This window comes from Streptomyces sp. NPDC032745 (genome assembly GCF_055579465.1).
On sequence record NZ_JBVING010000015.1, the window covers coordinates 114871 to 140131 of the forward strand.

18 protein-coding genes are annotated in these 25261 nt (G+C 70.4%); 11 read left to right on the forward strand and 7 right to left on the reverse strand.

What is annotated here, in order from left to right; genetic code table 11:
* Window positions 1-282: 282 nt before the first annotated feature.
* The gene (locus tag ACZ5WG_RS31440; RefSeq protein WP_007267191.1) at window positions 283-945 is read left to right on the forward strand and encodes a helix-turn-helix transcriptional regulator; all 663 of its coding nucleotides are present in this window, start codon (window positions 283-285) and stop codon (window positions 943-945) included.
* A gap of 125 nt (window positions 946-1070) precedes the next feature.
* Window positions 1071-2342, forward strand: coding sequence for an HRDC domain-containing protein (locus tag ACZ5WG_RS31445; RefSeq protein ID WP_468727653.1), 1272 nt, complete (start codon window positions 1071-1073; stop codon window positions 2340-2342).
* Between the two features lie 33 nt (window positions 2343-2375).
* On the opposite strand, the gene ACZ5WG_RS31450 is transcribed toward ACZ5WG_RS31445, so the two are convergent.
* Window positions 2376-3578, reverse strand: a complete 1203-nt coding sequence (locus ACZ5WG_RS31450) for an alpha/beta fold hydrolase (protein ID WP_468727655.1) — start codon at window positions 3576-3578, stop codon at window positions 2376-2378.
* 333 nt (window positions 3579-3911) lie between these two features.
* On the opposite strand from ACZ5WG_RS31450, the gene ACZ5WG_RS31455 reads away from it, so the two are divergent.
* From ACZ5WG_RS31455 to ACZ5WG_RS31490, 8 genes are all read left to right on the forward strand, one after another.
* On the forward strand, window positions 3912-5138 hold the full coding sequence (locus ACZ5WG_RS31455) for a thiolase family protein (RefSeq protein WP_030154540.1): 1227 nt from the start codon (window positions 3912-3914) through the stop codon (window positions 5136-5138).
* A complete protein-coding gene (locus ACZ5WG_RS31460) occupies window positions 5135-7264 on the forward strand; it encodes a 3-hydroxyacyl-CoA dehydrogenase NAD-binding domain-containing protein (protein WP_468727657.1) in 2130 nt (709 codons plus the stop codon). Before ACZ5WG_RS31455 ends, ACZ5WG_RS31460 begins: the two co-directional genes overlap by 4 nt.
* Window positions 7265-7428: 164 nt before the next feature.
* Window positions 7429-8469 (forward strand): phage baseplate protein, encoded by a 1041-nt coding sequence (locus ACZ5WG_RS31465; RefSeq protein WP_468727658.1) that lies wholly within the window; start codon window positions 7429-7431, stop codon window positions 8467-8469.
* 169 nt (window positions 8470-8638) lie between these two features.
* Window positions 8639-10633, forward strand: a complete 1995-nt coding sequence (locus ACZ5WG_RS31470) for a hypothetical protein (RefSeq protein WP_468727659.1) — start codon at window positions 8639-8641, stop codon at window positions 10631-10633.
* Window positions 10634-10722: 89 nt separating this feature from the next.
* Complete coding sequence (locus ACZ5WG_RS31475) at window positions 10723-12228, forward strand: bifunctional cytidylyltransferase/SDR family oxidoreductase (RefSeq protein ID WP_266997576.1); 1506 nt, start codon at window positions 10723-10725, stop codon at window positions 12226-12228.
* 2 nt (window positions 12229-12230) lie between these two features.
* Window positions 12231-13049, forward strand: coding sequence for a rhamnogalacturonan acetylesterase (locus ACZ5WG_RS31480; protein WP_362632424.1), 819 nt, complete (start codon window positions 12231-12233; stop codon window positions 13047-13049).
* A complete protein-coding gene (locus ACZ5WG_RS31485) occupies window positions 13046-13846 on the forward strand; it encodes an Ig-like domain-containing protein (protein ID WP_468727661.1) in 801 nt (266 codons plus the stop codon). The genes ACZ5WG_RS31480 and ACZ5WG_RS31485 overlap by 4 nt, the downstream gene beginning before the upstream one ends.
* Window positions 13847-13862: 16 nt before the next feature.
* On the forward strand, window positions 13863-15464 hold the full coding sequence (locus ACZ5WG_RS31490) for a glycosyltransferase family 2 protein (RefSeq protein ID WP_468727662.1): 1602 nt from the start codon (window positions 13863-13865) through the stop codon (window positions 15462-15464).
* A gap of 72 nt (window positions 15465-15536) precedes the next feature.
* Here the strand turns inward: ACZ5WG_RS31490 and ACZ5WG_RS31495 are convergent, their stop codons facing one another.
* A complete protein-coding gene (locus ACZ5WG_RS31495) occupies window positions 15537-16589 on the reverse strand; it encodes a PLL family lectin (protein WP_468727663.1) in 1053 nt (350 codons plus the stop codon).
* Between the two features lie 221 nt (window positions 16590-16810).
* On the opposite strand from ACZ5WG_RS31495, the gene ACZ5WG_RS31500 reads away from it, so the two are divergent.
* Entirely contained in the window at window positions 16811-17878 is a 1068-nt protein-coding gene (locus ACZ5WG_RS31500) for an LCP family protein (protein WP_468727665.1), read from the forward strand.
* Window positions 17879-17952: 74 nt separating this feature from the next.
* On the opposite strand, the gene ACZ5WG_RS31505 is transcribed toward ACZ5WG_RS31500, so the two are convergent.
* The 5 genes from ACZ5WG_RS31505 to ACZ5WG_RS31525 all read right to left on the reverse strand — a co-directional run bounded on the left by ACZ5WG_RS31505 (window position 17953) and on the right by ACZ5WG_RS31525 (window position 25256).
* The gene (locus ACZ5WG_RS31505) at window positions 17953-19449 is read right to left on the reverse strand and encodes an amino acid permease (protein ID WP_468727666.1); all 1497 of its coding nucleotides are present in this window, start codon (window positions 19447-19449) and stop codon (window positions 17953-17955) included.
* 118 nt (window positions 19450-19567) lie between these two features.
* Window positions 19568-21517 carry a 1-deoxy-D-xylulose-5-phosphate synthase gene (gene dxs / locus ACZ5WG_RS31510; RefSeq protein ID WP_468727668.1) on the reverse strand — a complete coding sequence of 650 codons (1950 nt, stop codon included), beginning with the start codon at window positions 21515-21517 and terminating at the stop codon, window positions 19568-19570.
* 265 nt (window positions 21518-21782) lie between these two features.
* The gene (locus ACZ5WG_RS31515) at window positions 21783-23042 is read right to left on the reverse strand and encodes a sugar ABC transporter permease (protein ID WP_468727783.1); all 1260 of its coding nucleotides are present in this window, start codon (window positions 23040-23042) and stop codon (window positions 21783-21785) included.
* Window positions 23043-23071: 29 nt separating this feature from the next.
* The gene (locus ACZ5WG_RS31520; RefSeq protein ID WP_030294056.1) at window positions 23072-23860 is read right to left on the reverse strand and encodes an ATP-binding cassette domain-containing protein; all 789 of its coding nucleotides are present in this window, start codon (window positions 23858-23860) and stop codon (window positions 23072-23074) included.
* A 280-nt stretch (window positions 23861-24140) separates the two neighbouring features.
* Complete coding sequence (locus tag ACZ5WG_RS31525) at window positions 24141-25256, reverse strand: ABC transporter substrate-binding protein (RefSeq protein ID WP_389410353.1); 1116 nt, start codon at window positions 25254-25256, stop codon at window positions 24141-24143.
* Between the last annotated feature and the right edge of the window lie 5 nt (window positions 25257-25261).

Here is a 25261-nt window from a genome sequence, read left to right on the forward strand (position 1 = left end):
GGCGGCCGCCCGGGTCTGCGCATCCTCCGAATGCACCGCGCCCCGTAGAACGGCCGATCGAGTGCCGGCGGCGGGGTGTCGGAACCGGGCGCCCGTTGTGGGCTTCTGATCACCCTATGATCGATCGTGCGTCCGAATTGCCCGAATTGTTACTCACCAAATCGTGATCATTCCCTAAAGCCGGGCGGGTGACGTGCCGAAGGAGTCAGTGACCATCCGCACGGTTCGCACCGGCTTCCCTTCCCCGAGCCGGCCGTCCCGCCACTCCCCCAGGAGGCCTAGGTGTCCGTTCTTCTCGAGCAGCCCGCAAGCCTGGTCGCCTACCGCCCGAACAAGCCGACGGCCATGGTCGTCGTGGCCGACCCGCGCGTGCGTTCCACCGTGACCCGCCATCTGTGGGCCCTCGGAGTCCGTGACGTGATCGAGGCGTCGTCCATCGCGGAGGCCCGCCCCCGCGTCGGCAGCCCGCGCGACATCTGCGTGGCCGACGTACACCTGCCCGACGGTTCCGGTCTCACCCTGCTCTCCGAGACCCGGGCCGCGGGCTGGCCGAACGGCCTGGCCCTGTCCGCCGCCGACGACATCGGTGCCGTGCGCAACGCCCTCGCGGGCGGAGTGAAGGGCTACGTCGTCACCGGCACGCGGACCAACATCGGGCTCCCCACCCGGCCCGGCGCCGCCCCCATCGGCGCTGCCGCCGCCCGTATGCACCGCCGCCCCCCGGGTGCCCCGAGCCACCCGGGCGGCTACCGCGAGCTCTCCGGCCGCGAGGTCGAGGTCCTGCGCCTCGTCGCGGAGGGCCAGTCCAACAAGGCCATCGGCGTCTCGATGGGCCTGTCCGCCCTGACCGTCAAGTCCCACCTCGCCCGGATCGCCCGCAAGCTGGGCACCGGCGACCGGGCCGGGATGGTCGCCGTCGCCCTGCGGACCGGGATCATCCACTGACACCCTCCCGGCGGCTCCCGGGCAAACGCCCGGAGAAGCCGGGGAAACACCCGAGCCTCCACCTCGCGCCCGTCGCCGGAACGTTCCGGCGACGGGCGCGCCGTATCCGCGGATACCCTTGAGCGGTGACCGACGCCCAAGAGACCGCAGCAGACCTGCGCACCACCACCGGGGGCGGCCCCCCGGACGACGTCGAAAAGGCGCCGATTCCGTTGCTCGAGCCCCGCGAGGGGATCCCTCCGGTGGTCGCCGACGAGGACGCACTCGCCCGGGTGGTCGCGGCCTTCGCCGCGGGCACCGGGCCCGTGGCCGTCGACGCCGAGCGCGCCTCCGGATACCGCTACGGCCAGCGCGCCTATCTGGTGCAGCTGCGCCGCGAGGGCGCAGGATCCGCGCTGATCGACCCGGTCGGCTGCCCCGACCTGTCCGCACTGGGCGAGGCCCTGTCCGGCACCGAGTGGATCCTGCACGCCGCCACCCAGGACCTGCCGTGCCTGCGCGAAATAGGCATGGTCCCCACCTCCCTGTTCGACACCGAGCTGGCGGGCCGCCTCGCCGGCTTCCCGCGGGTCGGACTGGGCGCGATGGTCGAGAGCGTGCTCGGCTACGCGCTGGAGAAGGGCCACTCCGCCGTCGACTGGTCCACCCGCCCGCTCCCCGAGCCGTGGCTGCGCTACGCCGCGCTCGACGTGGAGCTGCTGGTGGACCTGCGGGACGCGCTGGAGAAGGAACTGGACCGGCAGGGCAAGCTGGAATGGGCCCGGCAGGAGTTCGACGCCATCGCCGCCGCCCCGCCCGCGCCGCCGCGCAAGGATCCGTGGCGCCGTACGTCCGGCATGCACAAGGTGCGCCGGCGCCGGCAGATGGCCGTCGTACGGGAGCTGTGGGAGTCCCGGGACCGGATCGCGCAGCGGCGTGACGTGTCGCCCGGCAAGGTGCTGGGGGACGCCGCGATCGTCGAGGCCGCGCTCGCGCTGCCGGCGAACGTGCACGCGCTGTCGGCCCTGCCCGGGTACGGGCAGCGGATGGGCCGGCGCCAGCTGGAGCAGTGGATGGCCGCCGTGGACCGGGCGAAGGCCCTGCCCGAGAGCACGCTGCCGCAGCCGGGGGCGACCCCGGCAGGTCCGCCGCCGCCGCGTTCGTGGGCGGACAAGGACCCGGCGGCCGCGGCGCGGCTGGCTGCGGCGCGCACCGCCGTCTCGGCGCTCGCGGAGGGGCTGAACCTGCCCCAGGAGAACCTGATCACCCCGGACACGGTCCGCCGGCTGTGCTGGGAGCCGCCGCAGCGGCTCGAGGCGGACGCGGTGGCGCAGGCCCTGGCGGGTCACGGCGCCCGCCCCTGGCAGGTCGAGCAGGTGACCCCGGCGCTGGTCGCGGCCTTGGCGGCCACGGCCTGAGCAGACCTGCCACGGACGCGTACGACGGGGTCCTCAGTCCTCCACGGGAGTGAGGACCCCCTCCTCGTCCCGGTAGTAGCTGCCGCTGGTCGCGCCCTCGACCTTGCCGTGCTTGAGCCAGTGCTCGGACATGGTGTGGACCGTCTTGTGCACCCGCTCCCAGGGGATCTGGTGACCCGCGCAGGCGATGCAGAACATCAGCTTCTTGGAGCCGGGGATGGCCTTGTAGAGCTCGGGCACCGAGAAGTACAGCAGGCCCAGGTGGGGCGCGGTGTTGACGATCGAGTCGTGCTCCCCGTACACGATGCACACGGGCACCTTGTTCCCGAGCGTGTCGTGCAGCGGGACGGTGGTGCGGTTCCAGCCCCACCAGTACGAGTTGCGGATGCGGTTGAGCCCCTCCGGGCTCCCGGCCACGGGCCCTCCCCACTCGGCGCCGACGGGGTCGGCCTGCATCATCGCCTTCCAGACCACGTCGACCATGTCGGCCTCGCGCTGGTCCGGGCACTTCAGGTCGTTCTGCCAGCTGCGGTCGAGCCCGAGCTTGGTGCCGAGGCTCATCGGGAAGCCGAAGGCCCCTGCCGGTGCGGAGACCGGCAGTGCCACGGGGGCACCGAAGTCGGTCAAGGGCTGGCTCTGCCTGCCCTCCGGCGGGAAGATCGGTGCCAGCAGGAACAGGCTGCGCACCTTGTCGGGATGCTGGATGGCGTAGGGCCCGAGCTGCTGGGCAGCCGCGGACCAGCCGATGAGGTCGACCTTCTTGACCCCGGTCAGGTTCTTGATGAACTCGACGACCGTGTCGACCTCGTCCCAGTCGCTCTGGGAGTTGTTGAGCTGCGCCTTGTACTCCGGCGGGCTCAGGTCGACCTGCGCGTCCGGGTTCGGGACGAGGAGCTTGCGCTGGGCCTCGGTGGGCTGAACGTTCCTCGTTTTGTCCATCTTCGGGCGGGTGGACAGGCCGGATCCCTGGAGCTCCATGACGAAGACGTCGAAGCCCGCCTTGGCCAGTTCTTCGGCCCAGCTGTACTTCTTGTGCTGCAGGTCGAAGCCGGCCAGGGCCGGGACGCTCCTGCCGTGCAGCATGAGGACGGGTCTGCGCGGGCCGCCGTTGGTGCCGTTGCGTTCCCGGACGAAGAGTTTGACCATCGTGTCGTAGTTCGCCGGGATGGTCGACTTGTGGTCCACCAGGTGGTCGGTGAGGACAGGGGCTGCCGCGGTGAGGACGGTCGATGCCATCGATTGGGCTCCGTGCGCTCGGTGCGCCCAGGGCGGTCGCCCGGGGCGTGCCCAGGGTTCGCACGGACGTGTGCCCGATGCCATCGACGTGGCCGTGGCGGCCGGGCGGCCGACCCGTTCGAGTAGCCCCGGGCGCTCCGATCAGCCGGGCGCACGGCGGGGCGCGAGGGGGCTCACGCGGCGTCGGGAGGTGTGACCTTCGCCGCTCCTCGGGGAGGGGGTGTGCACATTGGTTACCCGCAAGTAGCATGGGCCGGGTGAGCGGGCGCTCAGCAACACATGCCGAGCCGCCCCCGCGCAGCAGTGCACACCCGCACCTGGAGGAGAGCCAACGTGCCTCGTACCGTCAGGGACGTCGTCTTCGTCGACGGCGTCCGCACCCCGTTCGGCAAGGCGGGCCCGAAGGGCATCTACAACGGGACCCGCGCCGACGACCTCGTCGTGAAGGCGATCCGGGAGCTGCTGCGCCGCAACCCGGACCTGGACCCCAAGAAGATCGACGAGGTCGCCATCGCCGCGACCACGCAGATCGGTGACCAGGGCCTGACGCTGGGCCGTACCGCCGGCATCCTCGCGGGCCTCCCGCAGTCCGTCCCGGGCTACTCCATCGACCGCATGTGCGCCGGCGCGCTGACCGCCGTCACCGCCGTCGCGGGCGGCGTGGCCTTCGGTGCGTACGACGTCGCCCTCGCCGGCGGTGTCGAGCACATGGGCCGCCACCCCATGGGCGAGGGCGTCGACCCGAACCCGCGCTTCGTCTCCGAGAAGCTGGTCGACGAGTCCGCCCTCTTCATGGGCATGACCGCCGAGAACCTGCACGACCGGTACCCGACGATCACCAAGCTCCGCGCCGACGAGTACGCCGTGCGCTCGCAGGAGAAGGCCGCCAAGGCGTACGCCGACGGCAAGATCCAGCAGGACCTGGTCCCGATCTCGGTGCGCAACACCAACGAGGCGGCCGGTGAGACGGGCTGGGGCCTGGTCACCACCGACGAGCCGATGCGCCCGGGCACCACGCTGGAGAACCTGGCCGGCCTGAAGACCCCGTTCCGTACGCACGGCCGGGTCACCGCGGGCAACGCCGCCGGTCTCAACGACGGTGCCACCGCCGCGATCATCGCGTCCGAGGACTTCGCCCGCGAGAACAACCTCCCGGTCAAGATGCGCCTCGTCTCGTACTCCTTCGCCGGTGTCGAGCCGGAGGTCATGGGCTACGGCCCGATCCCGGCCACCGAGAAGGCCCTCGCCCAGGCCGGCCTGTCCATCGAGGACATAGGCCTGTTCGAGATCAACGAGGCGTTCGCGGTCCAGGTCCTCGCCTTCCTGGAGCACTACGGCATCGCCGACGACGACGCCCGCGTGAACCAGTACGGCGGCGCCATCGCGTTCGGCCACCCGCTGGCCTCCTCCGGCGTCCGCCTGATGACGCAGCTGGCCCGCCAGTTCGAGGAGCAGCCGCACGTCCGCTACGGCCTGACCACCATGTGCGTCGGCTTCGGCATGGGCGCGACCGTCATCTGGGAGAACCCGAACTTCAACGCCGAGGGAGACTCCAAGTGAGCACCACCGCTGAGCTCCTGAAGGGCGCGGCCGAGCTGTTCCCGGACGAGGTCGTCACGTCCGCGCACGTCCGCCACCTGGACCTGCCGTTCGGCGCCGGGCGCTTCGCGCTCATCACGCTGGACAACGGCTTCGACCACACCAAGCCGACCACCTTCGGCCCGCAGTCCCTCGCCAACCTGAACGCGGCGATCGACCAGGTCGAGCAGGAGGCCCTCGCGGGCTCCATCGTCGGCGCCGGCATCACCGGCAAGCCGTTCATCTTCGCGGTCGGCGCCGACCTCAAGGGTGTCGAGCTGCTGAAGCAGCACGACGAGGCGCTCGCCATCGGCAAGGGCGGCCACGACGTCTTCAAGCGCCTGTCCGCGCTGGCCGTCCCCACCTTCGCGTACTACAACGGCGCGGCGATGGGCGGCGGTGTCGAGGTCGGTCTGCACTGCACCTACCGCACCGTCTCGAAGGCCATCCCGGCCTTCTCGCTCCCCGAGGTCTTCCTCGGCCTGGTTCCCGGCTGGGGCGGCTGCGCCATCCTGCCGAACCTGATCGGCGCCGAGCGCGCGGTCTCGGTGATCATCGAGAACTCGCTCAACCAGAACAAGCAGCTGCGCGGCAAGCAGGTCTTCGACCTGGGCATCGCCGACGCGCTGTTCGAAGGCGCGGACTTCCTGGAGCAGTCGCTCCTGTGGACCGCGAACGTCCTGAACGGCACCACCGAGGTCGTCCGCGACGAGATCGACCGCGGCGAGGCCTGGGACGCGGCCGTCGCCAAGGGCCGCTTCATCGCGGACTCCAAGGTGCACGGCGCCGCTCCCGCCGCCTACCGCGCGCTGGACATCATCGCCGCGGCCAAGTCGGGCGACCTCCAGGCCGGCTTCGACGCCGAGGACGCGGCCCTGGCCGACCTCATCATGGGCGGCGAGCTGCGCTCGGGCATCTACGCCTTCAACCTGGTCCAGAAGCGCGCCAAGCGCCCGGCCGGTGCCCCGGACAAGTCCCTGGCCCGTCCGGTCACCAAGGTCGGCGTCGTCGGCGCGGGCCTGATGGCCTCGCAGCTGGCGCTGCTCTTCCTGCGCCGCCTCGAGGTGCCGGTGGTCCTCACCGACATCGACCAGGAGCGCGTGGACAAGGGTGTGGGCTACGTCCACGCCGAGATCCAGAAGCTGCTCGGCAAGGGCCGCATCAACCAGGACAAGGCCAACCGCCTGACCGCCCTGGTGACCGGTGTCCTGGACAAGGCCGAGGGCTTCGCGGACGCGGACTTCATCATCGAGGCCGTGTTCGAGGAGATGTCCGTCAAGCAGAAGGTGTTCGCGGAGGTCGAGGCGGTCGCCCCGGCGCACGCGATCCTCGCCACCAACACCTCCTCGCTGTCGGTGTCGGAGATGGCCTCCAAGCTCCAGCACCCGGAGCGCGTGGTCGGCTTCCACTTCTTCAACCCGGTCGCGATCCTCCCGCTGCTGGAGATCGTCCGCGGTGAGCAGACCGACGACGCCTCGCTGGCCACCGCCTTCGGTGTCGCCAAGAAGCTGAAGAAGACCGCGGTCCTCACCAAGGACGCCCCGGCGTTCGTCGTGAACCGCATCCTGACCCGCTTCATGGGCGAGATCCAGAACGTCATCGACGAGGGCACCCCGGTCGTCACGGCGGAGAAGGCCATCGAGCCGCTCGGCCTGCCGATGTCCCCGCTGGTGCTGCTGGAGCTCGTCGGACCGGCGATCGGTCTGCACGTCTCGGAGACCCTGAACCGCGCCTTCCCGGAGCGCTTCACCGTGTCCCCGAACCTGGCTGCGGTCGTCAAGGCCGGCAAGCGCGGCTTCTACGTCTACGACTCCGGCAAGCCGGAGCTGGACCCCGAGGTCGCCGCGCTCCTGGTCCAGGGCGATGTCGTCCTGACCGAGGAGCAGGTCCGCGACCGCGTCCTGGACGCGGTGGCGCAGGAGATCGGCCTGATGCTGGAGGAGGGTGTCGTGGCCGAGGCCCAGGACATCGACCTCTGCCTCATCACGGGCGCCGGCTGGCCCTTCCACCTGGGCGGCGTGACGCCGTACCTGGACCGCGAGGGTGTCTCGGAGCGCGTGAACGGCAAGAAGTTCCTCGCCCCGGGTCTGGCGAGCATCCCGGCCTGAGGCCCGTACGCCCGTACGTACGCCCGTACGCCGGGCGGTGCGTGAGCACCGCGGACGCCCGTCCCCCTCGTGGGGGCGGGCGTCCGCCGCTCTGCGGGGCGGGGCGGGGCCCGGCGCGGGGCCCGGCGCGGAACTCGCCCGTCCGGGCTGGCAGAATACGGTCCATGGCGGATGGCAAGACACCTTTCAGCCGCCGGACCCTGCTGTTCGCGGGCGGTGCGGTGGCCGCCGGCCTCACCACGAGCGGTCTGTCCTGGGCGCTGCGCGCCGGGGACGGCGGGCAGGACGATTCCCGGCCGGTGACCGGTGAGTTCGACATGCGGACCGGTGCGCAGCTGCTCGCTTCGACTCCGCTGTTCAATACGACGGGTCCGCAATCGTTCGCGTTCGACGACACGAACGGTCAGGTCTACACCCTGCAGACCGTTCAGGCCGGTATCCGGCTCGACGGCGAGGAGGACGCGGTCGACTCGGGCGACCGCAAGACCTCCGGCGATATGTGCCTGACCCGGCTCAGCAGTTCCGGGAAAACGCTCGGGCACATGTATCTGCGCGGCTTCGGCCACGGAATTTCGTGCGGCGTCGAGCCGACGGGCCAGCGCACGTACATATGGGTGGAGGGCAGGGCCGACGCCGAGAGCGGCTACGGCCGCACGGTGGTCCGGGTGCCGTTCAAGGACGGTTCGGTCCTCGACAGTTCCGACGAATCCGTCCACCATTTCGATCCGGTTCCCGGATCCACCGATGTCTCCCCCGCGCTCGACCTGGCCGGCGAACGGGTCCTGGTGAGCCACGAGGAGGAGGGCGTACACCGGTTCTCGGTGTACGGGATGGCGGATTTCCTGACCGGGAGCTTCAACCCCGCACAGGTCATCAAGGCCGGGGTGCAGGTCCAGGAAGAGGAGTGGTTCCAGGGCTGCGCACTGTACGGGGACTTCGTCTACGTGCTGACCGGCAACCCGTATACCGGGCAGAACGGGGACAATCCGCGGAAGTCCGGCGGAAATACATATGTCTCGGCAATTGACGTCCGCACCGGCAAGGCACAAGGGCGCCACCTCGTGACCGTGGCACCGGATCTGGCCTACCGGGAGCCGGAGGGAATCGCGGTCAGCCTGGCCGGCGGACGGCCGGCATTGTGCGTCGGATTTTCCGTGAAGGCGAAGGACCGGCGCGAGCTGGCGCTGTATCGCTACACCCTCTGAGACCCCCACAAGAAGGACTCGGGAGGGACTGATGTCACATGCGTTTGTGAAGATGCCCTAAATCATTGGCCTGTGGTTCACCAGGTGTTCTAGAGCCGTCCATGAGGCTGCTTATACTACTGCGACACTTCACAGGATCCTTATACCTCCACAGGGGAGGCACCGCACCATGGGCTCCAAGCGGCTGCGAGCCGTGTTCGGCGTTCTGATCACGGCTGGGCTCATCCTCAGCTTCGTCGGGATGCTGGTCGCCGTCGCCTTCGTCTCGCTCCCCCTGTTCGCAGGCTGCGCCGCGCTCAGCTACGTGGCCGACCTGATGCTCCACAACACCGAGTCGCCGACGCTGGAGAAGCTGCGCGACTCGCGCTTCGGCCTCACCATGCGCTTCCTGATCCGGCAGTTCCTGCTGCTGGGCCTGTGCGGGGCCATCGCCGACATCGAGTCGTTCGTGGCGCAGATGACGACCATCGGCCTGCTCCTCCTGTTCATCCTGCAGCTCGCGTACGGCGCGCTCCTCAAGCACGTCCGCAAGATGCGCAACGAACTCCCGTTCACCACGCGCGGGCTGGACCTGGAGGCGCTCGGCATCCGCCGCATGCCGCACCCGTTCCTGATGAACAAGCACGTCCGCAAGACGCTGCACCTGGACATCCCGCTGGTGGCCGGCTCGCTCGCCACCATCGCGACGGACGACTGGCGCTTCGTCACGTACGGCATGATCATCACCGTCTTCCTCGCCTATTTCTCGCTGCTGGTGCTGGTGCCCGACGCGCGCAACGCGCTCAAGCTGCCCACCACCGACGAGGCCATCGAGGAGCTCAACCACCAGCTGGCCGAATACCGCCCCCAGGTCGCGCTCTACTTCACGTTCGCCGCCGTCTCCAAAGACTTCATGTACCAGGTGAACATGTGGCTGGAGTCGCTGGAGGCGCTGGAGCTGCGGCCCATCATCGTGCTGCGCGAGCGGGCGACCCTGCGCTACCTGGACGCCACCTCGGTTCCCGTCATCTGCATTCCGAAGGCGGACAATCTCGCCCGTATCGAGATGAACGAACTCCGTGTCGCCCTCTACCCCGGCAACGCGGGCAAGAACGTGCACATGCTGCAGCGCGCCGAGGTCAAGCACGTCTTCATCGGCCACGGCGACAGCGACAAGCTCGCGAGCAGCAACCGCGTCAGCAAGGTCTTCGACGAGATCTGGGTGGCCGGCCGGGCCGGCCGCGACCGCTACGAGCGCATCAAGCACGCCGTGTCGCACCACCAGATCGTCGAGGTCGGCCGCCCCCAGCTGATGCCCCTGCACCGCTGGACCGGCCGGGTCGCGGGCCCCGTGCCCACCGTCATCTACGCCCCCACCTGGGAGGGCTGGACCGACGACGCCTGCTACACCTCGGTCATCCCGGCCGGCGAGAAGCTGATCAAGGCGCTGCTCGACTACGAGCGCGACATCCGCATCATCTACAAGCCGCACCCGCTCACCGGCTCGCGCTCCGCCGAGGCCGCCGCAGCACACCGCCGCGTCATCGCCCTCCTCGAGGAGGACAACGCCCGGCGCTTCGGCCGCAACCTCACCGACTCCAAGGCCGCCGCCAAGAAGCTCGCCCGGATCGACCAGCGCATCGCCGACCTCTCCGAGCGCGGCGTCCGCTCCAAGTACCCGGACCTCACCGAGGAGGAGCGGACCGCGCGCATCCGGCGCAGCCGCAACCAGGCCGGCGCCCTGTACTGGAGCGCCCTCCCCGACGCCGCGCACCACGTGGTGACCGAGCGGATCCCGGCCCTGTACGACTGCTTCAACCAGTCCGACCTGCTCATCGGCGACATGTCCAGCGTCGTCTCCGACTTCGTCGCGACCCTGAAGCCGTACGCGATCTTCAACCTCGACGGCCTGCCGGACGACCAGTTCCGCAACGAGCAGCGCACGGCGTACGCCTCGTACCTGCTGGACGGGGACTGCAACGGTCTCGCCGAGGCCATCGAAGCCACGCTGAACCCGCGCGAGGACCTCATGGCCCCGTACCGCGAGCAGCTCAAGGAGTACCTCCTCGGCGAGGAGTACCCGCCGTCGATCGTCCGCTTCAACGCGGCCGCCAACAACCTCTACCGGCGGGGGCTGCGCGACTTCCCCATCGAATACCCGGAGCAGGCCCCCTATCCCGTGTAGGCGAGCCTCCCCGGTGCTCGAGTCGCACCGCCCGCCCACCGCCCTGCCCGACCGCCGTGCCGCACCCCTCAGCTCAGGAAGAAGGAGCCTTGTCCTCCAGGCCCGTCCCCCACCGCACCGTCGCCGTCGTTCTCGCTGGGGGCACCGGCCAGCGCATCGGACTCGAGATACCGAAGCAGCTGCTCAAGATCGCCGGCAAGCCGATCCTGGAGCACACGCTCCACGTCTTCGAGAACGCGCCGGACGTCGACGAGGTGATCCTCCTCATGACGCCCGCGTTCGTGGAGGACGCCCGCCGCATCGTCGAGCGGGCCCGGCTGGGCAAGGTCACCCGGGTCCTGGCCGGCGGCTCGACCCGCAGCGAGACCACCCGGATCGCCATCGAGGCCGCGGCCGCCGGGCTCGGCGAGGGCGAGGACTGCAACCTCCTCTTCCACGACGCGGTGCGCCCGCTGCTCTCGCAGCGCGTGGTGCGCGAATGCGTCGAGTCCCTGGAGCGCTACCAGGCCGTCGACGTCGCCATCCCGTCCTCCGACACCGTCATCGTGACCCGCACCCACGGCGACGACGGCGAGTTCATCACCGAGGTCCCCGACCGCTCCCGGCTGCGCCGCGGCCAGACCCCGCAGGGCTTCCGGCTCTCCACGATCCGCGCCGCGTACGAGCGGGCGGCCGCGGACCCCTCCTTCCAGGCCACCGACGACTGCTCCGTCGTCGTGAAGTACCTGCCCGACGTCCCGGTCCACGTGGTCACCGGCGACGACTACAACATGAAGGTCACCCAGCCCGTCGACGTCTTCATCGCCGACAAGCTGTTCCAGCTCGCCTCCCACGCCGCGCCCGCCCAGGCCGGCGAGGCCGCGTACCGCGAGCAGCTGGCCGGCAAGACGATGGTGGTCTTCGGCGGCTCGTACGGCATCGGCGCCGACATCTCCCGCATCGCGGAGGGCTTCGGCGCCCGCGTCTTCGCCCTGGGCCGCTCCACCACCGGCACGCACGTCGAGAACCTCGACCACGTCGAGGAGGCCCTGGCCAAGGCCTACGCCGAGACCGGCCGCATCGACTACGTCGTCAACACCGCGGGCGTGCTGCGCGTCGGCCGCCTCGACGCGACCGACAACGACACGATCCGCGAGGCGCTCGAGGTCAACTACCTCGCCCCCGTCAACATCGCCCGGACCTCGTACAAGTACCTGAGCGAGACCCAGGGCCAGCTGCTGCTCTTCACCTCCAGCAGCTACACCCGCGGCCGCGCCGAGTACAGCCTGTACTCCTCGACCAAGGCCGCCATGGTCAACCTGACCCAGGCGCTGGCCGACGAATGGGCCGAGGACGGCATCCGCGTCAACTGCGTGAACCCGGAGCGCACGGCCACCCCGATGCGCACCAAGGCGTTCGGCCAGGAGCCCTCGGCCTCGCTGCTCACGTCCGAGTCGGTCGCCCTGACCTCCCTGGACGTCCTGCTGTCCGAGATGACCGGCCACGTGATCGACGTACGCAAGCAGGACCCGACCACGACGCCGGCGCAGCGTTCCGGCTTCGAGGCGGCGCTGGCGTCCGTACTGATCCAGACCACGGAGGACCAGGGGGTCTAGGCGTGACGTACACACCCGGACAGCAGCAGCCGCCGCGGAGGATCTTCGTGGCCGGCGACTCCGAGGCGGTCGCCCGGCCGTACAGCTATCTGCCGATGGTGGGCTGGGCCCAGGCGCTGCCCCTCTTCCTCACCGATGCGGTCGAGGTCGTCAACTGTGCCCGCGCCCGCGCGAGCTCGAAGAGCTTCCGCGAGCGCGGCCGGCTCCAGTGGATCCTCGACAACCTGGAGCCCGGCGACTACCTGCTGTTCGGCTTCGGCCAGATCGACTGGAAGACCGACCCCGGTCTGCACACCAAGCCGTTCTCCACCTTCCAGGAGAACATGGCCGCCTTCGTGCACGGCGCGCGCGAGCGCCAGGCCCACCCGGTGATCCTGCTGCCGTACGAACGGCGCCGCATGGACGCGCACGGCAACGTCGCCCGCTTCCTGGGCGACTACCCGCTCGCGGCCCGGCAACTGGCCGAGGACGAGCACGTTCCGGTCGTCGACCTGTACGGCCAGAGCGTGCAGTGGTGGGAGGAGCTCGGGCCGGAGCCGTCCAAGCTCGTCTTCACCTATCTGCGGCCCGGCGAGCCGCTGCTGGAGAACGTCCAGGACGGGGACAACGTGCACCTGCGGGCGGAGGGCGCGATCGAGTGCGCCCGGTTCGTCGCCCGCAGCCTCGCCGAGCAGGGCGTCATCCCCTCTCCGTGGGTCCGCGACCTCGACCGCCGCCGGTTCTCCTACGAGGAGATGGGCTGGCTGGACGAGGAGACGTTCTCGCACCGTACGAAGTCCCGGGTGTCCGAGCCCGCGGCACGCAAGGAGTCCAGCGCGTGAACCTCCTCCGCCGCGGGCAGGCCGTCGGCGACACCCCGTCACTGGGCGCCGTGTACGCGGCCCTGTACAGCTCGGCCGACCCGCGCCGCGGTGTCTCCCCGGGCGAGACCGTCCAGTTCGGCCTCTCCGTCGCACCCGATCAGGGCGCCTCGCGCGGCTGCGCGTACCTGGCGGAGGAACCGCTGACCGCCGTCGGCGAGATCGTCGGCGTGCAGGGGCTGGAGTACTTCCCCCGCCAGCGCTGGTTCCGGGCCCGCGCCGACGCCGGGGAGCAGACGACGGGGGTCCTGCACCTGCGCGTCGCCGACTCGGCCACGGCACGCAGCATCCGGCCCCGGATCCTCGTGGGCATCCCGGACGCCTCGGGCCGCAAGCTCGTGCGGACGGGGAAGCTCGCCGCCGAGCCCCTGCCGCTGCGGCCGGCCACCGCCCGTGGCCTGCGGATCGCGACCGCACCGGACCGGCCGGGCACCGTCAACGTCCTGTCGGCGGCGCCGGCGGGAAGCACGGCCATCTCCGTGACGCAGCCGCGGGGCGGCCGGGCGCAGCTGTCGCAGGACGGCTGGGTCACGTACGCGCCCGCCCCCGGCTTCACCGGCTACGACCGGTTCGAGTACACGGTGGGCACGGCCGCGGCCGCCAAGCTGACCTCGCACGTGAACGTCTTCGTGGGCTCCTTGGAGCACATCCCGGGCGCCTTCCCGCAGCATCCGGCGGACAGCACCCCGCGTCCCTGGCAATGGCCCGAACTCACCGGGGAGATGCCGTGGCCCCGCCCCGCCGCTCCGCAGAACTGACGAGGATCCCGACACCATGAACACCGCCGTCGTCGGCCCCACCGACGTCAAGGACGTGACGGTCGCCGTCCGGGTCTGCAATCAGGCCGCCGCGCTCGACGCCTGCCTGGCTTCCGTCTTCGTGCAGTCCATCGGCACGGAGCGGCTGGAGATCATCGGGGTCGACGACGGCTCCACCGACGAGAGCGGGTCCGTGCTCGCGCGCGCGGCGCACCAGTACCCCGCCTTCGTCCGCGTGGGGCAGGTGTCGCACGGGCTGAGTCCGGCGGCCGCCCGCAACTGGGCGCTGAGCCAGGTGCGCGGACGGTACGTCATCTTCCTGGAGGCCACGGACCGGCTGGCGCCCGACGCACTGGAGCGGATGGTCGCCGCGGCCGACGCCAACGAGGCCGACATCGTGCTCGGCAAGCTGGAGAGCTCGGGCCGCCATGCGGTCGCGACCTCGATGTTCCGCAAGAACCAGGCCTACACCGATGCGTACGCCTCGCGCGTCTACTGGTCCCTGACGCCGGACAAGCTGTTCCGCACCAGCCTGCTGCAGCGCCGCGGGCTGGCCTTCCCCACCGACATGGTGATCGGCGACGACCAGGCCTTCACGGCCGGCGCCTTCATCGGGGCGGACAACGTCTCGGTCGTCGGCGATGCGACCTGCGTGGTCAAGGGCCCCTCGCCGACGGAGCGGGTGACGCTGGTGGACCGGGTCGCCCTGGTCTCCCGGATGCTGGCCCTGGTCGGCTCGCAGCTGCCCGAGGGGCCGCGCCGGGACAAGCTCCAGTCCCGCCACCTGGAGGTGGAGCTCGGCAAGGCGACCGCGGCCGCGCTGCTGTCCGCCACCGACGCGGCGGAGCGGGACCAGGCCCTGTGGGCCGCCGCCGAGGTGCTGCGCACCCAGGCGTCCCCGGGGGCGCTGGCGCTGCTGCCGCGTCCGGTGGCCGTACGGTTCGCCCTGCTGGCGCAGGGCCGCTTCGCCGAGGCGCAGCGGATGGCCGCCTTCGAGGCGGACAAGGAGCGTCCGGCCGTCCGCAAGACGGTGGAGAACGGCCGGGTGTACACGACGCTGCCGTTCTTCCGCGACCCGCAGGTCGCCCTGCCGGACGAGCTGTTCGACATCACCGGTGACATGACGGTCACCCACCAGTTGGAGAAGGCCCGCTGGGACGGGCCGATGCTGCTGCTGGAGGGCTTCGCGTTCTTCGAGCAGCTGTCGACGAAGGACCGCGCCACCCGGGTGGTGCTGCGCGAGCGTACGAGCGGTGCGATGGAGAGCTGCCCCGTCACGGCCCGCCGGGACGATGAGCTGACCAACGCCAAGGGCAGGCCCCGGGCGATGGGCCGCTTCTCCTGCCGGGTCAACCTGGCGCAGACCTCGAGCGGCTGGCCGCTCCCGCCGGGCACCTGGGACTTGCACCTCGCGGTCGGCTTCGAGGGCGTGACCCAGGAGGTGCGGCTCGGCCCGCGGCGCGCCGGGGAGCTCGACACGACGGCCCGGATGCCGGTGCGGATCGCGGCCGCGCCCGGTGCGCAGGGCTTGGAGCTGGCGGCCACCCCGTACTACACGGAGTCCGGCGGTCTCAGCATCGAGGTGTCGCAGCGGACGCCGCTGCCGCAGCACGCCTGACGGCCGGGCCTCGGGACGGCCGGCGCGGCCCGCCCGGCGCGGCGGCCTGCCCGGCCGGCGCCGCCGTGAGCCTCAGGCGGCGTCCCAGGGGCCGAAGACCAGCCCCTGCTGGGTGGTGTCCTGACGGGTACAGATCAGTGCACCGTCCCCGTCGAAGGCGGCCACGACGATGCGGCCTGCCGCGTCGACCGCAACCTGGGGCGCGTGCGCGCCGTGGCCGCCGAGGGAGGCCCACCAGGTGCCGTAGCCCTCGTTCTCGGTGACGTAGGCGGTGAGTTCGATGTCCCCCTCGGCGCCGGTCTGCGCCAGCACCGTGCAGTCGTAGCCGCCGATGACGGCCCGGACCACGCCCGGCGCGCCCGTGCCGCCGGCGCCACCGAGGGCCATCAGGCCGCCGCCCTGTGCGCCCTGCTGCCCGCCCCGCCAGGCGACCAGCGAACCGTCGCCCGGGTAGCGCCAGAAGTACGTCACCCTGCGCGGGCCCGTCTCGCACAGGACCGGGGTGCCGGGGACGACCGGCGTGGGGATGCGGTCGGCGAGCTGGAAGCGGCCCTGGCCGACACCCACCCAGCGGTCGGCTCCGGCTCGGCCGAGGGCGAGCAGCTCGAGCGGCCCGCCCGCCGACATGAGCGGGGCCACGTCGCCCGCGTACGGCTCCGGCGCCACCTGCTTCCAGCCGCCCCACGCGCCCTCGGCGTTGCGGCTGCGCCGCAGGACGCCGCCCTGGCGCAGGGAGACGAGGACGTGCGTGGAGCCCGAGCGCTGGTTGACGGCGATGCGCGGCGGGCCGGCCAGCCGGTCGTCGGCGGGGCCGCCACGCAGGCCGGGAGTGCCGAGGCTGTGCCAGTCGATCATGCCGCGGCCCGGCTGGAACTGGGTGGAGACGATGACCTCCGGCCGCTCCGAGCCGTCCTGGGCGGCCCGCAGGGCGACGAAGTGCACGTACCCCTCGCGGCTCTGCGCCATCGAGACGGTGCCCAGCCAGCCCGGGACCTCGAACACGTCGGGGCCGGTCCAGCCGGCGTGGGGGGCCGCGGCCTCGGTCCAGCGCAGCAGGCCGTGCGGGGTGCACGCGTAGGCCGTCAGGCGGCCGTCGCCCCCCTTGAACAGCCAGTTTCCGGCCACCGACGGCGACCGGCGGGGACGTGGTCCGGCCGGGGCTGCATCCTGTGCCGCGCGGTCGGAAGTGGCGCCCCGGCTACCGCTTTTGCCTCGGATCACGCCACTGTCCGCCCTTCTGCCGAGTATGTCCTGCTCAAGCGACAGGGCTCTTCACCGGAAAGAACCAGCCACTCGAAAGTGTGTCTTATGATGCACCCCATCGATAATAGAAGGGCTCTGCCTCCATGACCGACCGGCCCTCGGCCACTACTCCCCCGTCCCGGCGCAGGCCGCGGCGCGGCGGCAGGCGACGTGCCCTGCGGATCGTGCTGCTGACGGTGGCCGTGCTCATCCTCGCGGCCGGTGGCGCGGGCTGGTGGGCCTACAGCCATCTCAACGGCAACATCGACAGCGTCGACCTGGACCAGGCGATCGGCGACAACCGCCCGAAGAAGGTCGTCGCGGGCGCGCAGAACGTCCTCGTACTCGGCTCCGACTCGCGCGCCGGGGCCAACGCGGACCTCGACCACGGCGATGTGAGCGGCGCCCGCTCGGACACCGCCATGCTGGTGCACATACCCGAGGGCCGGTCCAAGGCCACCGCGGTGAGCATCCCGCGCGACACCCTGATCAGCCGGCCCGAATGCAAGGACGCCGACGGCAAGACCGTCAAGGCCGCGAACCGGGTCATGTTCAACTCGGTCTACTCGCTGGCCGGACCGGCCTGCGTGGTCAAGACCGTGGAGCAGATGTCCGGGATCCGCGTGGACCACTTCGTCGAGGTCGACTTCGCCGGGTTCAAGGGCCTGGTGGACGCGCTCGGCGGGGTCACGGTCACCCTGGACAAGCCGATGAGCGGAGCCAAGGGCGGGCTCAAGCTCGACGCCGGCACGCACCGGCTGAACGGCGCCGACTCGCTGAAGTTCGTCCGTACCCGCTACGGCTACGGCGACGGCAGCGACCTCGGGCGCATAGGCCTCCAGCAGCAGTTCATGATGGCGATGCTGTCGGAGATCAAGAAGCAGGACGCGCTCGGCAACCCGGCCCGGCTCTACAAGCTCGCCGACGCCGGCACGAAGTCGCTGACCACCGACTCCGACCTCGCCTCCCTCACCTCGCTGGCCGACTTCGCCCAGAGCATGAAGGGCGTGGACCCGGACACCATGGAGACGATCATGCTTCCGGTCGCCTACGACAAGGTGGACCCGAACCGCGTGGTCGTCGCGGAGCCGCAGGCCGGCCAGCTGTGGGAAGCCCTGCGCACCGACCAGAAGGTCCCCGCCGCGGCGAAGGACTCCCCCGCCAAGGGCTGACGCCCCCGCGCACGCGCAAGCCGGCCGTACGGGTGACCCGTACGGCCGGCTTCGTCTTTCCTCCCCGAGGCCGCTCAGAACTCCGCGTCGACGCCGACCTTGCCGAGGCGGCTGTGCGAGCGTCCGTAGGCGAAGTAGACGACGATGCCGATCGCCATCCAGATGGCGAAGCGGATCCAGGTCTCGGCCGGCAGGTTGAGCATCAGCCAGAGCGAGGCCGCGATCGACAGGATCGGGATCACCGGCACCCACGGGGTGCGGAAGGACCGGTGCAGGTCGGGGCGGGTCTTGCGCAGGATGATCACGCCGAGGGCGACGAGCACGAAGGCGAACAGGGTGCCGATGTTCACCAGTTCCGCGAGCTTCTCCAGGCTGGTGAAGCCCGCGACGACGGCGATGATCCCGCCGAGCAGGAGGGTCGCCCGGTAGGGGGTGCGGTACTTGGGGTGGGTGACGGAGAAGACGCGCGGCAGCAGTCCGTCACGGCTCATCGCGAAGAACACGCGGGTCTGGCCGAGCAGCAGGATCATGCTCACGGTGATCAGGCCGACGGCCGCACCGAGACTGATGGCACCGGAGAAGAAGGGCTGGTTCACCGATTTGAAGGCTTCGGCCAGTGGCGCCGTCGGTGACATCTCCGAGTACTTCTGCATGCCGGTGACCACGAGCGTCACGGCGACGTAGAGCACCGTGCAGATCAGCAGCGAGCCGAGGATGCCGCGCGGCATGTCCCGCTGGGGGTTCCTGGTCTCCTCGGCGGCGGTGGCCACGACGTCGAAGCCGATGAACGCGAAGAAGATGAGGGAGGCCGCGGTGAAGATGCCCATGACGCCGAAGTTGGTGGGCGCGTAGCCGAACAGCAGCTGGACCAGTGGCGTGTGCAGGCCGTTGCCCGCCTCCTGCGGCTGGGCCGGGGGGATGAACGGCGAGTAGTTGTCGGCCTTGATGAAGAACAGGCCCGCGATGATCACCAGCAGGACCACGAAGACCTTGATGGCGACCACGACCGCGGTGATCCGCGCCGAGAGCTTCGTCCCGACGACCAGGATCGCCGTCAGCACCAGGATCAGCAGGAAGGCCAGCAGGTCGAAGCTTCCTCCCGCGTCCGGTCCGGACAGCGCGGTGGGCAGGTCCCAGCCCAGGTTGGTGTGCATCAGGTGGCGCACGTACCCGGACCAGCCGACCGCGACGACGGCGGTGCCGAGGGCGAACTCCAGCACCAGGTCCCAGCCGATGATCCAGGCGGGCAGCTCACCGATCGAGGCGTACGAGAAGGTGTACGCGGATCCGGCCACCGGCACGGTCGACGCGAACTCGGCGTAGCAGAGCGCCGCGAGGGCGCAGACGATGCCCGCCGCCACGAAGGCGAGAGAGGTGGCGGGTCCGGCGTTGTTCCGGGCCGCGATGCCCGTGAGGACGAAGATGCCGGTGCCGATGATGACACCCACACCGAAAACCGTCAGGTCCCAGGCGGAGAGCGACTTCCGGAGCGCATGTTCCGGCTCCTCCGTGTCACGGATGGACTGCTCCACCGTCTTGGTGCGGAAGACGCTGTTCAGGTCCTTGCTCACCGACGCACCTCCGACAGGTGACGACGCACACGAACGGGCCGGGAGGCCCACCCCTTCAAGGGTGATCTCCCGGCCCGTGACGTGCAACCGCGCGGCGATCTAGTGGCCGGTACCCGTCCTAGTCGACGGCGGCGGCCGGCTCGCTGTCGTAGCGCCCGTCCAGCTTGGCCACCAGGCCGGTGACCTGCCGGGCGATGTCCGGCGCGGTCAGTCCGATCTCGGCCATGATCTCCTTGCGGAGGGCGTGGTCGAGGAAGCGCTGCGGGATGCCGAAGTCGCGCAGCGGCACGTCGACGCCCGCGTCGCGCAGCGCCTGCGCGACGGCGGAGCCCACACCGCCGGTGCGGCCGTTGTCCTCGACGGTGACGACCACGCGGTGCCGGTCCGCGAGCGGGGCCAGGGCCTCGTCCACGGGCTTGACCCAGCGGGGGTCGACGACGGTCGTGGAGATGCCCTGCTTGTCGAGCAGGTCGGCGATCTCCAGGCACATCGGGGCGAGCGCGCCGACCGAGACGAGCAGTACGTCCGTGGGGGCACCTCCCAGGTCCGAAGGACCGAGGGGGAGGGTGACCTCGGGTGCCGGGGTGCGCAGGACGTCCATGCCGCCGATCCGGCCGACGGCCGGGACGGCCGGGCCGACGACGCCCTTGGAGTAGCGCACGACGGTCGGGGCGTCCTTGACCTCGACGGCCTCGCGGAGCTGGGCGCGCAGCTGCTCGGCGTCGCGCGGGGCGGCGAGCCGCAGGCCCGGCACGACCTGGAGGATGGACATGTCCCACATGCCGTTGTGGGAGGCGCCGTCGTCGCCGGTGACACCGGCGCGGTCCAGGACGAAGGTGACCCCGCACTTGTGCAGGGCCACGTCCATCAGGACCTGGTCGAAGGCGCGGTTGAGGAACGTCGCGTACACCGCGAAGACCGGGTGGACCCCGCCGGTGGCGAGGCCCGCCGCCGAAGTGGCGCCGTGCTGCTCGGCGATGCCGACGTCGTAGATCCGGTCCGGGAAGGCCTCGGCGAACTTGTTGAGGCCGACCGGGTGGAGCATGGCGGCGGTGATGCCGACGATGTCCGCGCGCTCGTGGCCCAGCTTGACCATCTCGTCGGCGAAGACGGAGGTCCAGCTGGCGGCGGCGGTCTTGACCGGCAGACCGGTGTCCGGGTGGATCACGCCGACCGCGTGGAAGCGGTCCGCCTCGTGCTCCAGGGCCGGGGTGTAGCCGCGGCCCTTCTGGGTGAGGCAGTGCACGATGACCGGGCCGCTGAAGCGCTTGGCGCGCTGCAGGGCGGACTCCAGGGCCTCGATGTCGTGGCCGTCGATGGGCCCGATGTACTTCAGGCCGAGGTCCTCGAACATGCCCTGTGGGGCGATGAAGTCCTTGAGGCCCTTCTTGGCGCCGTGCAGGGTCTCGAAGAGCGGCTTCCCGACGACCGGGGTGCGCTCCAGGAGCTCCTTGCCGCGGGCCAGGAAGCGCTCGTAGCCGTCCGTGGTGCGCAGGGTGGCCAGGTGGTTGGCGAGGCCGCCGATGGTGGGGCCGTAGGAACGCTCGTTGTCGTTGACGACGATGACGAGCGGGCGGTCCTTGGCGGCGGCGATGTTGTTCAGCGCCTCCCAGGCCATGCCTCCGGTCAGCGCGCCGTCGCCGATGACGGCGGCGACGTGGTGGTCCTCCCGGCCGAGCACCTCGTTGGCCTTGGCGAGGCCGTCGGCCCAGCCCAGCACGGTGGAGGCGTGGGAGTTCTCGATCACGTCGTGGTCGGACTCGGCGCGCGAGGGGTAACCGGAGAGGCCGCCCTTGGTGCGCAGGCCGGCGAAGTCCTGGCGGCCCGTGAGCAGCTTGTGGACGTAGGCCTGGTGGCCGGTGTCGAAGAGGACCTTGTCCTTGGGCGAGTCGAAGACCCGGTGCAGAGCGATCGTCAGTTCGACCACCCCGAGGTTGGGGCCGAGGTGCCCGCCGGTCTTGGAGACGGCGTCGACGAGGAAGGACCTGATCTCGGCGGCGAGCTGGTCGAGCTCCTCCTGGCTGAGCCGGTCCAGATCGCGCGGTCCCTTGATGCGGGTCAGCAGCACCCGTGCCTCCTTGCAGTTGCTTGCTGGTCTGTCGAGTCTAATGTTCCGTCGGCGACCGCGGTCATCGGGCTGCCGCACACGGGTCACAGCTTTGTCATAGCTGTAGACATCCCTGTGCAGATCACCCCGATGTCACACCTCACATTCAGGCGTATACCCACACAGGCGTACGCACGGTTGTACGTGCAGACGTACGCACGGATGCCCGGTGCCACACGGGGTGGCACCGGGCACTGTGACCGGTCTTACCGCATCGGACGCGGTGTCAGGCGCGTCCGGCCGTCTTCTGGGTCTTGCGGGTGACCGAGTCGATCACCACGGTGGCCAGCAGCACCGCACCGGTGATCATGTACTGGATCGGCGTGGCGATGCCCTGGAGAGCCAGACCGTACTGGATCGAGGTGATGACCATGACGCCGAGGAGGGCGTTCCAGGTCCGGCCCCGGCCGCCGAAGAGGCTGGTGCCGCCGATCACGGCCGCCGCGATCACGTTCATCAGCAGGTCGCCGCCGCCGGCGCTCTGGTTGGCCGCCGCGATCTTGGAGGCCCAGAAGAGGCCGCCGATGGCCGCGAAGGTGCCCGAGATCGTGAACACCGCGATACGGATCCCGACGACGCTGATGCCTGCGCGGCGGGACGCCTCGACGCTGCCGCCGAGGGCGAAGACGTTCCGGCCGAACGTGGTGCGGCGCAGCAGGAAGTCCGTGCCGGCCAGCACCACCACGAAGAGCACCACCGCCAGCGGCAGGCCCTTGTACTGGTTGAACACCGCGGCGGGACCGAAGGTGAAGACCGCCAGCAGGCCCGTGCGCAGGGCGATCTCGCTCATCGGACGGGACGGGACGCCCGCGGCCTCGCGGCGGCGGTTGTCGAAGAAGCTCGCCAGGAAGTACCCGACCACCGCGATCGCGGCGAGGCCGTAGCCGGCCGCCACGTCCGTGAAGAAGTACGTGGTGAGCTGGCCCACCACACCGTCGGAGTCGATGTTGATCGTGCCGTTGCTGCCGAGGATCTGCAGCATGGCGCCGGACCAGAAGAGCAGGCCCGACAGCGTGACCGCGAAGGCCGGCGCGCCGATCTTGGCGAAGAAGAAGCCGTGGATTGCGCCGATCAGGGCACCGCCGGCGACGGCGGCCAGGATCGCCACCCACTCGTTGACCCCGTGGGTGACGGCCAGGACGGCGAAGAGGGCACCCGCGACACCGCTGACCGAGCCGACCGAGAGGTCGATCTCACCGAGCAGCAGCACGAAGATGATGCCGACGGCCATCATGCCGGTGGCGACCATGGTGATCGCGATGTTGGTGAGGTTCTCCGGGGACAGGAAGTTCGCGTTCAGCCCCTGGAAGATGCCGCAGATGATGATCAGGCCGATGACGACCGGGAGGGAGCCCAGGTCGCCGGCCTTCATCTTGCGGCCGAACTCGCTCAGGTAGCCGGCCAGCCCCTGCTCGCGCACGAGCAGGCGCGGGTCCACCGCGGGAATGGAGTCCGCCGGGGCGGCGGGGTTGGCGAGCTGGGCCACCTCTTCCGCATGGGTGTGGTGTTCGGTGCTCACTTGCGAGCCTCCCCGGTACGGGCCGCACGGCGGGTCACGGCGTTGTCCGTGGCTCCGGTGATGGCGGAGATGATCTCTTCCTGCGACGTGTCCTTGACGGTGAAGACGCCGTTGTTGCGGCCCAGCCGCAGGACCGCCACCTTGTCGGCGACGGCCTTCACATCGGCCATGTTGTGGCTGATGAGGATGACGGCGTGGCCGCGCTCGCGCAGCCGCTCCACCAGGTCGAGGACCTGTGCGGTCTGCTCGACGCCGAGGGCGGCCGTGGGCTCGTCGAGGATGACGAGCTGGGGCTCGCCGAGCATCGAACGGGCGATCGCCACGGTCTGGCGCTGACCGCCGGAGAGCGAGGCGATGGGGATGCGGACACTGGGGATCCGGATGGACAGGGTGGTCAGGAGCTCGCGGGCGCGGCGCTCCATCTCCACCTCGTCCAGGACGCCGCGGCGCTTGAGCTCGCGGCCCAGGAAGAGGTTGCCGACGACGTCGATGTTGTCGCACAGCGCGAGGTCCTGGTAGACCGTCGCGATGCCCAGGTTCTGGGCGTCGTGGGGCTTGGTGATCGAGACCGGCTTGCCCTCCCACTCGATGACTCCGTCATCGATGGGGTGGACGCCGGCGATCGTCTTGACGAGCGTGGACTTGCCGGCGCCGTTGTCGCCGACCAGGGCGACCACCTCGCCGGAGTGGATCTCGAGCTCTACGTCGGTGAGCGCCTGAACGGCACCGAATCGCTTCGAGACCCCTCGCAACGCCAGCACGGGCGCAGCGGACACATGAACCATCTCCTTCGCCGCCTGACCGGCGGGGATGTCGTGCAGTAAGTGCAGGAGCGGGGTGGGATGAGGAATCGTTTCTGCCCGGCGCCCCACGGGTGGCGGGGGAAGAGGGGCGGGGCGCCGGGCAGGCGCGGGGGTCCTGGTGGACCGGAGGCCGCGGGGGCGGGCCTCCGGCCGGCAGGACGCTGGGGCCTCGGCAGGCCCGGGGGGAGCCTGCTTGCGGCCGGGACCGGCCCGCTTCCGGGCCGGGGTGGCCTACAGGGGGCCCGTGTGAGGCCCGGTCGGCCTACTTCAGGCCGAGGGTGGTGCAGGCGGCCGCGTACTTGTCGGTGCAGATCTCGTCGGCCGTGTAGACACCGTCCTTGATGACAGTGTCCTTGATGTTGTTCTTGGTCAGCGAGACGACGGGGACCAGGACCGAGGGGATGCCCTTGTCGGTCGGGCTGTCGACCTTGGAGGTGGTGACACCGTCCAGCTTCTCGCCCTTGGCGAGCGCGACGGCCATCTTCGCGGCGGCCTCGGCCTCGGGGGCGTACGGCTTGTAGACGCTCATGAACTGCTCGCCCGCGACGATCCGCTGCACACCCGCGAGTTCAGCGTCCTGGCCGGTGACCGGGGGCAGCGGGTCCATGCCGGCGGCCTTGAGGGCGGTGATGATGCCGCCGGCCATGCCGTCGTTGGCGGAGTAGACGCCGACGATCTTGTCCTTGCCGATCGCGGAGATCGCACCCGCCATGTTCGTGTTGGCGTTCTCCGGCTTCCACTCCTTGGTGTCGTACTCCTTGCCGATGGTCACCTTGCCATCGAGGACGGAGTGCGCACCCTTCTTGAAGAGGGCGGCGTTCGGGTCGGTGACCGACCCGTTCATCATGACGATCTCACCGCTCTTGGCCTTGTCGCCCAGGGCCTCCAGCAGGGCCTTGCCCTGGACCTTGCCGACCTCTTCGTTGTCGAAGGAGGTGTAGGCGTCGATCGGGCCCTCGGCGAGGCGGTCGTACGCCACGACCGGGATGCCCTTCTCCTTGGCCTTCTTGACCGAGCCGGCGATGGCCTTGGAGTCCACGGCGTCGATGACCAGGACGTTCACCTTGTTGGTGATCATCGTGTCGACCTGCGAGTTCTGCGTGGTCGCGTCCTGCTTGGCGTTGGCGTAGACCACCTCGGCCTTGCCGCCGGTGAGCTCGGCGACCTTCTTCTCGAAGAGCGGCTTGTCGAACTTCTCGTAGCGCGCGGTCTGGTTCTCCGGCAGGAGCAGACCGATCTTGATCGCGCCACCCGCGGCGGCGGAGCCGGACTCCTTCGGCTTCTCACCGGCCTCCTTGGCGCTGCCACAGGCAGCAAGGGAAGCGGCCATGGCGGTGGCGGCGACGGCTACGGCGGCTCTGCGCATGCGCGTGTTCATTTCTT